This is a genomic window from Lentzea sp. NBRC 102530, assembly GCF_030269365.1.
GTDB lineage: Bacteria > Actinomycetota > Actinomycetes > Mycobacteriales > Pseudonocardiaceae > Lentzea.
Map to the genome: position 1 here is coordinate 1 of NZ_BSTF01000040.1, position 13314 is coordinate 13314.

The 13314-nt window shown below is 66.1% G+C and carries 10 protein-coding genes; 6 read left to right on the forward strand and 4 right to left on the reverse strand.

The features are described from left to right. Positions 1 to 108: 108 nt before the first annotated feature. The gene (locus tag QSK25_RS45095) at positions 109 to 1146 is read right to left on the reverse strand and encodes a hypothetical protein (RefSeq protein WP_285647849.1); all 1038 of its coding nucleotides are present in this window, start codon (positions 1144 to 1146) and stop codon (positions 109 to 111) included. A gap of 5 nt (positions 1147 to 1151) precedes the next feature. Then, the gene (locus QSK25_RS45100) at positions 1152 to 1541 is read right to left on the reverse strand and encodes a YbaB/EbfC family nucleoid-associated protein (protein WP_285647850.1); all 390 of its coding nucleotides are present in this window, start codon (positions 1539 to 1541) and stop codon (positions 1152 to 1154) included. A gap of 331 nt (positions 1542 to 1872) precedes the next feature. On the opposite strand from QSK25_RS45100, the gene QSK25_RS45105 reads away from it, so the two are divergent. From QSK25_RS45105 to QSK25_RS45115, 3 genes are all read left to right on the forward strand, one after another. After that, the gene (locus QSK25_RS45105) at positions 1873 to 2391 is read left to right on the forward strand and encodes a hypothetical protein (protein ID WP_285647851.1); all 519 of its coding nucleotides are present in this window, start codon (positions 1873 to 1875) and stop codon (positions 2389 to 2391) included. Between the two features lie 602 nt (positions 2392 to 2993). Further along, positions 2994 to 3209 (forward strand): hypothetical protein, encoded by a 216-nt coding sequence (locus QSK25_RS45110; RefSeq protein ID WP_285647852.1) that lies wholly within the window; start codon positions 2994 to 2996, stop codon positions 3207 to 3209. Continuing rightward, the gene (locus tag QSK25_RS45115) at positions 3206 to 3994 is read left to right on the forward strand and encodes a class I SAM-dependent methyltransferase (protein ID WP_285647854.1); all 789 of its coding nucleotides are present in this window, start codon (positions 3206 to 3208) and stop codon (positions 3992 to 3994) included. Before QSK25_RS45110 ends, QSK25_RS45115 begins: the two co-directional genes overlap by 4 nt. 300 nt (positions 3995 to 4294) lie before the next feature. Here QSK25_RS45115 and QSK25_RS45120 read toward each other — a convergent pair whose 3' ends face one another. Beyond that, a complete protein-coding gene (locus tag QSK25_RS45120; RefSeq protein ID WP_285647856.1) occupies positions 4295 to 4891 on the reverse strand; it encodes a helix-turn-helix transcriptional regulator in 597 nt (198 codons plus the stop codon). Between the two features lie 671 nt (positions 4892 to 5562). Between QSK25_RS45120 and QSK25_RS45125 the strand changes: the two genes are divergently transcribed. Together QSK25_RS45125 and QSK25_RS45130 are read left to right on the forward strand one after the other, a co-directional pair. Then, on the forward strand, positions 5563 to 7818 hold the full coding sequence (locus QSK25_RS45125; RefSeq protein ID WP_285647857.1) for a helix-turn-helix domain-containing protein: 2256 nt from the start codon (positions 5563 to 5565) through the stop codon (positions 7816 to 7818). A gap of 293 nt (positions 7819 to 8111) precedes the next feature. Continuing rightward, positions 8112 to 9725 carry a hypothetical protein gene (locus tag QSK25_RS45130; protein ID WP_285647858.1) on the forward strand — a complete coding sequence of 538 codons (1614 nt, stop codon included), beginning with the start codon at positions 8112 to 8114 and terminating at the stop codon, positions 9723 to 9725. On the opposite strand, the gene QSK25_RS45135 is transcribed toward QSK25_RS45130, so the two are convergent. Next, positions 9719 to 10225 (reverse strand): CAP domain-containing protein, encoded by a 507-nt coding sequence (locus QSK25_RS45135; protein WP_285647859.1) that lies wholly within the window; start codon positions 10223 to 10225, stop codon positions 9719 to 9721. The two genes, QSK25_RS45130 and QSK25_RS45135, sit on opposite strands and share 7 nt — an antisense overlap. A gap of 340 nt (positions 10226 to 10565) precedes the next feature. On the opposite strand from QSK25_RS45135, the gene otsB reads away from it, so the two are divergent. Next, a complete protein-coding gene (otsB, locus tag QSK25_RS45140; RefSeq protein ID WP_285647861.1) occupies positions 10566 to 13103 on the forward strand; it encodes a trehalose-phosphatase in 2538 nt (845 codons plus the stop codon). Positions 13104 to 13314 lie beyond the last annotated feature (211 nt).

Sequence of the window (13314 nt, forward strand, 5' to 3'; positions counted from 1 at the left end):
TTCCAACCTCCTGAGTCGAGTGGTTTCCTGTGGAGTCACAAACTCTCAGCCGCTCTGGTCACGGCGACTGCAGACGATCCGGCCCTGTCAAGCCGAACGGAGTTCCGATTACGCGGGTGGCGAGTCGATGAACGGGCTGAGTGGTTTGATGCTGAAGTCGGCGTCGGCGATGATTCCGTCGCCGCGAGTCTTCGGCTCGGGCTCCGATGTCCGCACGAAGTCCCGATCCACCACCGGTGGTCCCGTCTCGGGAAACGCCGACGGCGGTAGTCCTGTTCCCCTGATGAGGGGGTCGGGATGAATCGTCGGTTCCACCACCCGCTCAGCAAGCCTCACCGGCTCCTGAGGCAAGTCATCACGCACAACAGTGATCACACCAACGTCAAGAGGCGTCGCCCCATCATCGGGACCTCTCACCGGCTCGGCAAGCCTCACCGGCTCCTGAGGAATCGCGGTGATCACACCAACCTCAAGGGGCGTCGCCCCACCATCAGGATCTCCCACCCGCTCGGCAAGCCTCACCGGCTCCTGAGGAATCGCGGTGATCACACCACCTTCGAGATGCTCCACCGGCTCGGCAAGCCTTACCGGTTCCCGAGGAATCGCGGTGATCACACCAACCTCAAGAGGAGTCCCGCCAGTCGTGGTCGAGTTGTCAAGGCTGAGGAACGGGGCGATGGGCGCGGACGGCGCCTGCTCAGGCTGTGGGCCGGTGGTTCCGTCACCTGTCTTGTAGGTGAGGGCTCCCCTGGCGATGTGGGTGGCGTTGTCCTCCGCGGCCGTACAGGACTTGACGTAGTCACGCAGCCCGTCGGCCAGGCCGCGAACACCGTCAGCGAAGTTCTTCACGAAGTCCGCGCGATCAATCTGCGAAGACCCGAACCCGTTGCTCTTGAACGACTCCCATGTCTTCGACGGGCCGAGTACAGGGTCGTACCCCGCCAGGGCTCGGATACGGGTGTAGAGGGTGGTGGCGTTGGCCGCGATCCCGTCCAGCACCGCCACGCCACGCATGACGCTGTCGGTGTCGATCGACAGCTGCCCGCTGCCGACACCGAAGTCGCCGAATCCCTGTCCGTCGCCCGCGCCGAAGCCATCGCCTCCGCCAGTGCTTGAGGGGTTCCCTCCTGTGATCTTGCCGCTCATAGGTGTCAGCCCCTGGAGTTGAACGCGTCGCGCGTGAGGTCACTGGTGAGGGGGCTGTTCGAGAGCATCGACTGAAAGTCGCCCTCGCCCATGAAGATCTGCTCGGCGTCGAACCCTGCCGGCAGTGTCGGCGCCACCAGCGCGGCGGACTCGCTGGCGACCTGACGCTGTGCGTCCGCGATCGCCTTCGTGATCGCCGAGGACAGCTCCGCGGGTGTCATCCGCTTGTACGCGGCGGTGGGGAACCGCACCTCCGACACGAACCCACCGTGCCCCACGGTGACCGCCACCGACTTGCGCGGCGCTGTCACCGTCACGCTGATCTCACGCAAGCGCTGCTGGGTTCGCCCCAACTCCTCGAACTGCTCGCGGTACCGCGACATGAGCAGATCCATCGATTCCGAGCCTGGCTCCGACATCACGCCTCCCAACGGCCGACACATACGTCATGACGGAGTACATCCAGCGCTCCAAGTCCGATCAACACCAGAACGCCACCGCAGGGTGGAAGTGACATCCACGCTGCCCAAACACACCCCGTGCGCGAGAGGATTGCCTCGGTCGCTCCAGGCAGCTCCCCTGCCCGTGGTCCACCGACCGGAGCCGCCATCGGCAGCCGACACGGTGCCTCTTCTTCCCGAAAAGAGATCCCCCAGGGACTGAATCTTCACTCAATCCACTCTTCTCGTGCTGCACTGGACATTCCTTCTGCCACCGAGGAGATCAATGCGAACCGAGCTGCTCGCCCTAGAACAGACCGCCGCCTGGTATCGAGAGAAAATGGCGTGGCAGGTCGAGATCGACCAGGCCAGAGTCGTTCTGCCGCTAGGACGCGGCATCGTCGCGTTTACCGTCCCACCGGAACGCGTCAACCACGTGCGCAAGAGGCTGGAACGACTGGAGAACAACAACTTCTGTACCCCGGCGCTGTTGCGGGACAGCGAAAGCAAAATGGGCAGGCATGCTGTGTTCCTCGCAGAACCGGATCACAACGTCCTCGGGCAGTACCAGATGCCGATCGGAACGCGCTATCTGAGCGCGCCGTCCGTTCTTCCCCTACCCACGCGAAAGGCGGCCGAGGCGACGGATGGCACCTGGCTTTGCGCTCCCGATCCTCACCGCCGCTGGCTCTTCGCGGCGAGCACTGTTCTCTCCATCATCAACGCGGTCACCCCCTTGCAGATGCGATCCCACGACACGAACCCCAGGAGGAACCCAACTGGTTCCCGACTACTGATCGGATGAGGAACGCGTCAGGCCCGAGGCCCTGGCCACCACGCACTACAACCGCCGTGCCCCGCCACCTGGGTGGCGGGGCACGGCGGTTGTAGTGCGCTTTCGCGCAACCTGACGGTCGAACACGCGATACCTCGACAGCAAGAAAGCCCGGCGAACGCAACACGGGTAGCCGGTCACGTCGTGGTCTCGGGGAGGGATGCCGACGCGACCGGCAGGTGTTCCGTGAGATGCACGAGACGACAGAGAATCAGGTCTTCTATCACCTCGGCGGATGTGAACAAAAACAACCCTAGAGATACTGCGGGCACGCCGCAAGGATTCCCACGAAGACGACAAGAACCTGCACGAGCAGTCACTCTTCGCTGCCCACAAAGTCACCATGTAGTCAAACGACCGAGAGGGCGACGACAGGGCCGATTACCACGACTACTCCAATCGTGTTTCCATCGACCATCCGGAGGACACGAAAGACTTTCTTAAGATGATCGTTATCGCACCTACGGGGCACCACACGGAAAGCGCCTTTTCGATCTTGCGAAAACTGTCTAACGTCGAGTTACCCGCCTACGGCTCGATCGAGGCGACGCCGACGAGGAGGAGCGCACAGAATGACCATGTCGTTCGGCAACGAAAGAAGGTCAATCGACCCGGTCCTCACCTGCGGCGCCGGGGTGCAGGGCTACTGGCGAGGCGGCCATGCCCTTTTTTCCTTTGGCCACGACAGCAACCACAACCGCGCGGCACTATATTCGGACACGATTCCGATGGAGCGACACGAACAGGTGCCGGTATCGGCACCGGCCGCGATCGGGATCAAGCAATGAACCGCCCGTTCCGCGCCGCGACACCGGTCGGCCTGCAGCACCAGGCGGGTATGGAAGCGACCTACGACGAGAGCACGCTCTGTCGGCTGGCGGGTATCGGGGTGCGCGAGGGATGGCGTTGCCGACAGATCGGCGAGGCAGGCGGAGCGGTGACGCGGTGGCTCACCAACCAGGTCGGCCCTCACGGCGAGGTCGTCGTCACCAAGATCGGACCGCTCTCGCCGGCGCACGCCGACCAGCATGAGGACGTCTCTCGGTGGCGTCACGACACGTTGACCGGCCCAGCCTCCCAGGGCCGGTTCGACCTGATTCACGTGCGATTCGCCTTGGCAGCCCATCCCAGCCGTGTGGCGATCATCCGCCATCTCGTCGCCGGACTGGCACCTGGCGGCTGGCTGGTGATCGAGGAGTTGGCGCCAGGCGATCAGGTCGTGATGGCCGCGACACTGGAGATGAGCAGGCTCTTTCACCGCGTTCGGGACCGTGTCCTCGACGCGCTCTCCGCAGGCGGGCACGACCTCGGCTTCGCGCGCGAGGCGCCGCACCATCTGCGCAAGGCAGGCCTCGCCGAGGTGAGTTGCTTGACTACTTCGGCCGTGTGGCGCGGCGGTGAGATCGGGACGAAGGTGCTCGCGGCGACCGGCGCCGAACTGGCCGAGGATCTGCTCACCCGTGGCCTGCTCGCGGCTGATCTTCAGAGCTTCCTGGAGTTGCTGGACGATCCCGGCCTCGTTCTCTCCGCCTGGCCTCTGATCAGCACAGCGGGCAGACGCCCTGGCCGATGACACGGCGGTGCGGCCCAGGACATCGGTCAGGAACGACCGAACGACCCGTTCGAAGGAACGGGCCCCAACATTGCATTTCTCGCGCACCACCTTGCGGGGATCACACGCAGGTGGTCGCGCGCTGTCGCGGCGTTCGTGGCCGCGGTGAGACGTGATGCGTCCAGCCTGGTCAGCTGGACCGCGGCGCACCCGCCAGACACCGTCGGGCCGGCAAGGCCGGCGCGGGTCGAGCGGGCCGATGGCGGTGAGACCGCCGATGGTGATCGGTTTCCGGAAGGCTCGGCTCGCCGGGTCCGGAACTCAGATCAGGCCGTGCCGCATCGCGTAGGCGACGGCATGTGCCCGGTTGCGCAGGTTGAGCCTGCTCAGCATGTTGTGCAGCACGTTCTTGACCGTGCGTTCCGAGTAGATCAGCCGCTCCGCGATCTCGGCCGTGTCCATGCCGTCCGCCAGGAGCCGGATCACTTCGGTCTCCCGCTGGGACAGGCCGCTCAGCGTGAGATCACGTGGTCCGAGCGTGTTCTCCTGGAGGTGCTTGAGTCCTCGCAGCACCGCGCCGAGTTGCTCGGCGGGAAGGTCGCCACGGCCCTTGCGGGCATCGGTGACGGCGCGCAGCAGCCGCGACCTGTTCGTCGCCTCCACGCGCGGCACCAGCACGATCAGACCGTGCTCGATGGCCGCCCACAGGTCGGCCTGCCGCAGATCATCCGCGATCAGCACCAACCGAGCCTTGGTGTCGGTGAGCAACGAGCGGAGGTCGGCTTCTGGCACAGCGACGACCACGTCGGCCTGCGCGGCGTCGTCGACGATCTCCAGTCCCGGAACCGGGCCGAGCATCGCGATCAGCCCCGAGGCTACTAGCGGGTCACTCGCCCGCACCGCAAGGCGTACCACCACACGGCTTCCCTGTGGGTTCGTCACTGAGCGGCGAGATTCACTCGGCCAAGTGGTGTGCGAAGTCATGCGAATAGAGAACCCGGTGGTGGGCTGGGTCACCAAGTATTCAGGACCGGCAGCTTTGGAAAAACACAAAGCTGCCGGTCCGATCTGGAAACCTGGTTAACCACTCTCCCGCGCCTCCCCGCCGGCTGCGCTCCGGCGCGACGACCTTGCGAAGATCGTCATCTGGGCGACTCTTCCCTGGCAGCGGGACACTCGGCCGCGCGACCGCCCGCCGGTCCTGATCTTGGCGGCGTCGACAGGTATCACTTCCGTCACCTGTCCAACACGCAGAGAAGCCCATTAGACAGAGCTACGCCGCGCTTAGCTCAGGCTTAATACTTTCGTTCTTGACCGGAGCACCAAGATTCCGAATCCAAGTTTTCGGCGACGAATTGGGGAACTCTCGGGAACCGTTGGATCCCCCGAAAGATGTGCCCGATCACCCTCGAAGCCGAGATCATTCGGGCAAGTGTTGACACCTCGCCCCGGACTTGATGTTGATCCGAAAGAGTGATGAGCCCTGAAGTCGCCGCAGCTCAGGGCATTCGGACGGAGAACCCGGTCGTGCGGGGGCGCCTTGTGGCGGTGGTTCGGAACCCCCGATCCTGCCCGGTTGAATACCCGCCGTGACCGACCAGCCCGACTCCACGTCCAGTCCTTCGTTCGGACAATGCCTGCTCCGGTATCGAACCGAGGCGAGGTTGTCCCAGGCGGAGTTGGCCAGGCTGTCCGGCGTCAGCGTTCGTGCCCTGCGGGACCTCGAACGGGGCCGCGCCGCCGCAGCTCAGGAGCGATCGGCCGCGCTGCTGGCCTCGGCGCTGGGACTCTCGGGTGACGCACGGGAGTCGTTCGTCCTTCTGGCGAAGGAGGGGCGGCGCCGGTCGGTCCGCACCGGCAACCGGACGATGTTGTACGCGCTGCCTCCCTCTCCTGGTCTGGTCGGCCGCGAGCGCGAGCTCGAACGGCTGGGCGGCGAGGCGGAGAACGGCGGTGTCGTCGTGGTGGTCGGGCCGCCGGGGGTGGGTAAGACCTCACTGGCCGTGGCGGCGGCGGACAAGGTCGCGTCCCAGTTCCCGGACGGCTGCCTCGCTCTCGACCTGCGAGGCATGGACGACCGGCCGGTGAAGCCGGCAGTCGTCCTGGAACGGCTGCTGACCGCGCTGGGAGTCCCCGCAGGCCAGATCCCCACCGGAGAGGTGGAACTCGGCTCGCTGTACCGAACGCTGCTTCGTGACCGCAGGACGCTGGTCGTGCTCGACAACGCGGCGGACGAAGCCCAGGTCAGGCCACTGCTGGCAGGAAGTGGCCGTGGGCTCACGATCGTGACGTGCCGTCGCACGCTGGCGGGACTGGAAGCGGCACGGTGGCTGACGCTGGACGTGCTGCCCGCGGAGAGCGCGATCGACCTGCTGACGTCGATCGTGGGCGAGGAGTTGGTGCGAAACGAGCCGGAGGCCGCCAAAGAGATCGTCGCTCTGTGCGGCAGACTGCCGCTCGCGGTGCGGATCGTGGGCAATCGGCTTGCGGCGCGCCGGGAGTGGTCTCTCGGTCATCTCGTGCGCCAGCTACGTGACGAGCGCACGCGGCTCGACGCGTTGTCCGCTGGAGACCTTCAACTGCGACCCGCGTTCGAGGCGTCACTACGGCGCCTGTCACCGATGGCGCAGATCGTCTTCCGCCGCCTCGCCCTCATCCCCGGCGCTCACTTCGACGGAGACCTGGCCGCCGTCGCGGCCGGAGTTCCAGCCGACCGGGTCAACGTGTACCTCGACGAACTGGTGGAGGCGTCGATGCTGAGCCTCGCGTCGTCGCCCCAGCGACTGCACTTCCACGAGCTGATCAGGCTGTTCGCCCGTGAGCACCTCGCCTCCGACGAGGACGAGCCGACTCGGGTCCGCTTGCGTGACGACTTCTACGCCCATGTGCTCTTCAAGGCATCAGCAGCGGGCCAGATGTTCGCCACCGACATCGCCTCCGTCACATCGGACAACCCGTTCGACTCGCTCGACGCCGCACAGGAATGGCTCGACCACGAAACGACGAACTGGCTGGCGACGCAACGTGAGGTCGCCGCGCTCGGCAGGTATCAGGAAGCCCTCGCGTTCGCCAGGGCACCGCACAGCTACGTACATGGACGCGAGCTGAAGTCCCGCTGGGACGAGGTCTTCGAGATCGGTGTCCGTGCCGCGCGCGAACTGGATGATCAGGTCTCGGAGGTCGAGATGCTGACGCAACTGGCCTGGGCGCAGTTCCAGTGGCTCGACGACGGCCAGTCCGCGCTCGCGTCGATCAAGGAAGCCCTGTCGCTCGCCGAGGAGATCGGCTACCACCGCGGAATCATGGTCGCGCACGCGTGTGCGGGGACCGTGCTGCTCGGCCTCGGCCGTGTGGACGAGGGAATGCGACACAGCGTGCGCGCCTACGAGATGTCAGCGGGGTACGACGTCTTCGACATCAGGTTCTCGATGGCGACCGCGTACGCGACCGCGCTCCAGGTGGCCGGCCGGTTCGATGAGGCGTTGGAGGTGCACCTCGCACTGCTCACGGAAACCGAGAGCGGGCCGGACGGCACCCATCACCAGGTGGCGGCGAACGCCGTGTTCATGCTGCACTCAAGTCTTGGAGACTGCTTCGCCGGTCTGGAGCGGTGGAAGGAAGCCGCCCGGCACTACCACCAGGCGACGTTGCTGGCAGGCGGCAGGCAACCGAGGTATCCGAGCGAAGCCGAGTTGTTGCTGCGTGAAGGCACTGCCTGGCGCAAGGCGGGCAGTCCCCAGCGCGCGAGGAACACGTTTCTGCGAGCTCTCACTCTTCTCACCGGGCCTGGCCATCACGAGGACAGAGTGAGGGCGGAAGCCGAACTGGCCGCGCTTCCGAGCTGAAGCACGGCTTAAGTGCCGCTGAAGAGAACCTGCGCTCTCGAACCTGTCGAGACGCCCGAATGTGCCTCCGGATGGCCCGTTGGAACACTTCGCGGTGGCCGATCGGGGTCAGGATCGTTTCACGACCTTCGCCTGCTCCTCACCAGGCAGTAGCTTGGGTTTACCAACCTGGGCACGAGGTGGGAGTACTGGAGATGACGTCGAAGCACGAGGACGACGGGCACCGCCGAGCGGGGAGACCTGCTGTTCGGATCATCAACGTGAGCTCACGGCAGAAGTCTCGCTACGGGGTGGTGGCGACGACCGTCGACGGGCACGTCGTGAGCGCGGCCGACACCAGCGCGACGATCACCTCGCTGACGGGTGCTCAGTCGATGGTCACGGCGTTCGACGCGATGACCGGGGCGCCTGACGGACTCCCTTCGATCCGTGTGGCCGGTCATGGCCCGAGCCACGCGAGCCACCTCGGCTTCTACCTCAATGCGGGACGCGGCCCGACGTTCACACTGAGCCGCGACGACGTCCGGCTCGGTGATCAGGCCTCGGTGAGCTTCGCCGACGACGAGGTCCAGGTGCGGACCAGGCTGCTGACGACCCGGCGCAACGGCTCCACGGTGCGTGTCGGCCTTGGTGACGACGAGAACGGCCTGGTCGCCTACGACTGGACCACACGTGAAGTGCGCAGCCTGACAGGTGCGCGTGAGACGACCGCGCGCATCGACTCCGAGACCGCGATGGTCAGCATCACCGACGATCTCGACCTCTCCGTCAGCAGGTCTGGCCAAGCGGAAGTCCGGCGCCAAGACACGACGTTCTCTCTGAATCCCGCCCGCGCCCGCACCAGGATCATCTGTGCCGACGGCGTCGCGGAGATCACTGAGTCACGCAGGCTGGACGTGCGCTGCGCGCGCAGCGGATGGAGTGTCGCGGTCTCGCCGTCCCAGGTCTTGTTCGAGCCGCTGTCCAGCGTGACGGGGCGACTCGTGTGGAACCGCGGCACCGGCGACCTCGACGTGCAGGTGTGCGAGCACCACACGTTGTCGACTCGGGACGAAACCGATCCGGCGCCCGCGTGTGACGACTGCGGAGCGGCTGTCGATGCCGTGTGGGTCGATCACGTACTTGAGTTCGACCTCACCGGACTCCACGTCCGCTGGTCAAGCGGGTCACTGGACGTCTCAGCCAGCGACGAACTTCTGCTTTCGGCGGCATCGGCCGTGCGACTGCAATGGGCCGGCAAGGACTTCATGGTGGACAGCAAACGCGTCGTGGTCAGTGCGTGGGACGAGGACTGGTACGTCACCGCGGACGGCCGCATCGCGACCGGCACGAGCACGGTATCGGCTGGTCACGCCATCGACGGCACGCTGGAGCTCACCGTCAAGGCCGCAGACGGCGACGAGACGACCCAGGTGTGGGCGCGCGGAGTCTGTATTCATGACGGCCGCGGCCTGCGCACGACGCTCGATCCGACCGGTGGCCTGACGTGCACGCCGACGACGCGGGCGGACCACAGCGTCATCGCGTCGCCGACCGGTGTGGTCACCGTGAGGTCGGTAAAGGCGACCGTCGACCTGACCGACGCCGGGGCGATCAGGCTTCGTGACGCGGGACAGGCAGAGGACTCGGCGGAGCTGACTGTGCTGTCGCGCCGGCCTGGCAGGCCGCGACACGCGACGATCGTCTGCGGACAACGGGTCTCGGTCGACGTGACGTGCTTCGCCGATCATGGTTTCGCCTGGCGGACCACGGATCTCGGCAGCCGCGTAGGTCACTCGATCCGTGCTTCCCGCAGGAGCGTTCTGCACGAACTCGTCGATGGTGCCAACACGTGCACGAACGACGGCATGGCCATCCAGACCGGCGAAGCGCGTTCTGACAGCTCTACCGATCAGGCGAATCAGTAGCCGAAGTTCTGAGTCCACCAATATCCGTCCGCACTGTGCAGCACGCCGACTCCGATGGTGCGGAAATCAGGGTTGAGAACATTGGCTCGATGGGGTCGACTGCGCATCCACGCGTCCATGACCTGATTCGGAGTCTTCTGCCCGAACGCGATGTTCTCCCCCGCCGGATCGGAAAAACCTTCCTCCATCATGCGTTCGAACGGGTCGGGGCACCGCGCCAACTGATGTGCGAGCAAGCGCCGGGTGGCCATGTCGGCGCAATGCCGCCGGGAAGATCGGCGCAGCCGCTCGTCCCGCGTCAGCGACTCCAGCGAGTGCCGGGACCTGACGATGTTGACAAGTCGCGCGACCTGGTCCTCAAACCGTCTGCGTTCAGGCTCTCTCATCTGCGTGCCACGCCATTCACGGTTCAGTGGACCCGCCGGCGGCGGACGGCCGACTCCCTGCGAGTCGACCGTCCACCAGGCACGCTCAGGAGCCCTGCGCTCCGTGTCGGACATCGGCGGGAACGGGGGTGACGATGTCCGACTCGCATACCGTGCACCAAGACTCACGCCCCCAGCGGCGCTGGCACAATGCCCGAATGCGGCCGTTGCCCGCAATCTGCCGGAGTCTGCCCGGACTTCACCCTCTGGCTTGGACCTCGAGGGCACATTTTCGCCATCGCCGCGTCGATTCCGTAAGCCACGCTTAACTGGCGGATACAGTTTCGTTTGGACGGCCCAGCCACCCACGATTTCGCGAGACCATGCGGGAGTAACACCGGAATGCGGGTATGGGCAAGGGAATCCTTCACCCGCGAAGGGAGCCACTGTGACCGTTGCGACAACCACGACCAACCTGGCCTCCAGCGACGGCCAGCGGCTTCCAGCCGAACTGCGGCGAGTGTTGACGACGCTCGCTCGAACGCCGCACCTGCTGGTGGCCAGCGACTACGACGGAACTCTGGCTCCCATCGTCGATGATCCGGCTTTGGCTCTGCCGCTGCCGGAGGCAGTGGCCGCACTGCGGTGCCTCGCAGGTCTGCACGAGACCACCACGGCGGTGATCTCCGGCCGTGCGCTGCGCGACCTCGCCACGCTCTCCCGCCTTCCCGGCGAGGTTCACCTGGTGGGCTCGCACGGCTCCGAGTTCGCTGTCGACTTCGTGCGTGCGCTGCCCGAGGAAGCGAGAAACGTACTCGACAGGGTGAGATCCGAGGCCGAGTCGCTGTGCCAGTCGACGCCTGGCCTGCTGATCGAGCTCAAACCCGCCAGCGTGGCTTTTCACTACCGGCAGTGTTCCCCCACGACGGCACGACAGCTCCTTGCCCACCTGCGCTCTGACCTGTGCATCTGGGACGGTGTGCAGGTCTCCGAGGGTAAGGCCGTCATCGAGTTCTCCGTGGTCGAGACCGACAAGGGCCACGCTCTCGACATTCTGCGTCACCAGGTCGGTGCCACCGCGGCGATCTTCCTGGGTGACGACGTGACGGACGAGAAGGCGTTCGCGCGCCTGTCCGGCCCGGACCTGGGCATCCGGGTTGGTGTCGGCGAGTCGCTGGCCGAGCACCGGGTGGCCGACCCTGCCGATGTGGCGACCGTGCTGGCGTTCCTGCTCGAAGAGCGGCGGGCGTGGCTTCATGGCGACCAGGCGGTGCCGATCGAGCGGCTGACGATGCTGGCGAACGAGCGTTCGGTGGCGTTGGTGACGCCGGATGCCAAGGTGAACTGGCTGTGTCATCCGGAGCCGGACTCCGCGGCGATCTTCGCTGATCTGCTCGGCGGGCCGGCGGCGGGGCATTTCTCGATCAAGCCGGAGCACGGTTCGCTGCCCCTGGGCCAGCGCTACCTGCCGGGCACGATGATCGTGGAGACCCGCTGGTCGCGGCTTCTGGTCACCGACTACCTGGAGCACGACCTCGCGTCGCACCGCACCGACCTGGTGCGCCGCATCTCGGGCTCGACCAACGCGGTGATCACGTTCGCGCCGCGTCCCGAGTTCGGCCAGGTGCCGGTGCGGCTGCTGCGCGAGCGCGACGGCCTGCGCGTGGTCGGCACCTCCGACCCGATGGTGCTGCGGTCCCCCGGCGTCGACTGGGAGATCACCTCGGACGGCCAGCAGGAGACCGCACACGCCGTCGTCCGACCGCGTGAAGGCGCGCCAGTCCTGCTCGAACTGCGGTGCGGCACCGACGACCTCTCCGAGTCCGTTGTGGACGAACCAGCACGGCACATCCGCGCAGCCTCCTACTGGTACGACTGGGCGAAGACGCTGACACTGCCATCCGTCGAATCCGATCTGGTACTGCGCTCCGCGCTGACACTGCGCGGCCTGGTGCACAAGGACTCCGGCTCGATCATGGCCGCGGCGACCACGTCCCTGCCCGAAGAGCTCGGCGGCGTCCGCAACTGGGACTACCGCTACTGCTGGCTACGCGACGGAGCCATGACCGCCGCCGCGCTGGTGTCGGTCGGCTCGTTCGCGGAAGCCGACGGCTTCCTGGCCTGGCTGCACGGCGTCCTGGAGACCATCCCCGGTCCGGAGCGCCTGCACCCGCTCTACACCCTGCACGGCACCCAGCTCGGCGCCGAAGCCGTCATCGACACCCTCCCCGGCTACGCGGGCTCGCGCCCCGTCCGCGTAGGCAACCTCGCCAACCAGCAGGTGCAGCTCGACGTGTTCGGCCCGGTCGTCGACCTGGTCGTGCACCTGGCCACCGCACGCGGCACGCTCTCCGACGCCGACTGGACAATGGTCCAGGCGATGGCCGAGGCCGTCTCCCGGCGCTGGCACGAACCCGACCACGGCATCTGGGAAGAACGCCACGCCCCACGCCACCACGTGTACTCCAAAGTCATGTGCTGGCTGACCATCGACCGCGCGATCAAGCTCGGCGAACAGTTCGGGCGTGACCTGGCCCCCTCCTGGGTGCCGCTGCGCGACACCATCGCCACCGACGTGCTGAAAAACGGCTGGAACGACGAAGTCCAGTCGTTCACCACCGCCTACGACGGCGACGACCTCGACGCCGCCTCCCTGTTCGTCGGCCTGTCAGGCCTCATCGACCCCGCCGACGAACGCTTCCAGTCCACCGTCACCGCCATCGAAGCGGAGTTGCGATCGGGTAGCACCGTCTACCGCTACCGCCGTGACGACGGCCTGCCCGGCGACGAAGGCGGCTTCCACCTCTGCGCCGCCTGGATGATCGAGTCCTACCTGCTCACCGGCCGCCGCACCGAAGCCGAAGAACTGTTCAGCCAGATCATCGCCGCCGCAGGCCCCACCGGCCTGCTACCCGAGGAATACGACCCCGTCGCCGAACGCTCACTCGGCAACCACCCACAGGCCTACTCACACCTGGGCCTGATCCGCTGCGCCCAACTGCTCTCGCAGTAGCGGCACAAGCATCCCGACACGCCTGGAACCAGCACAACGGTTCTGTTGACCACAGCAGGCGCTGTCAACGAAAAATGGGAACGCCACCGCCTCAAAGCGCAAAGGCACCAGGTCGGCAAGCGACCGGAAAAGCTCAGCTCGCCGACCTGGTTTGGCGATTCAAGACAACACCGAACCCACTACACCGACAGCGCAGCACAGGAGTCAATCG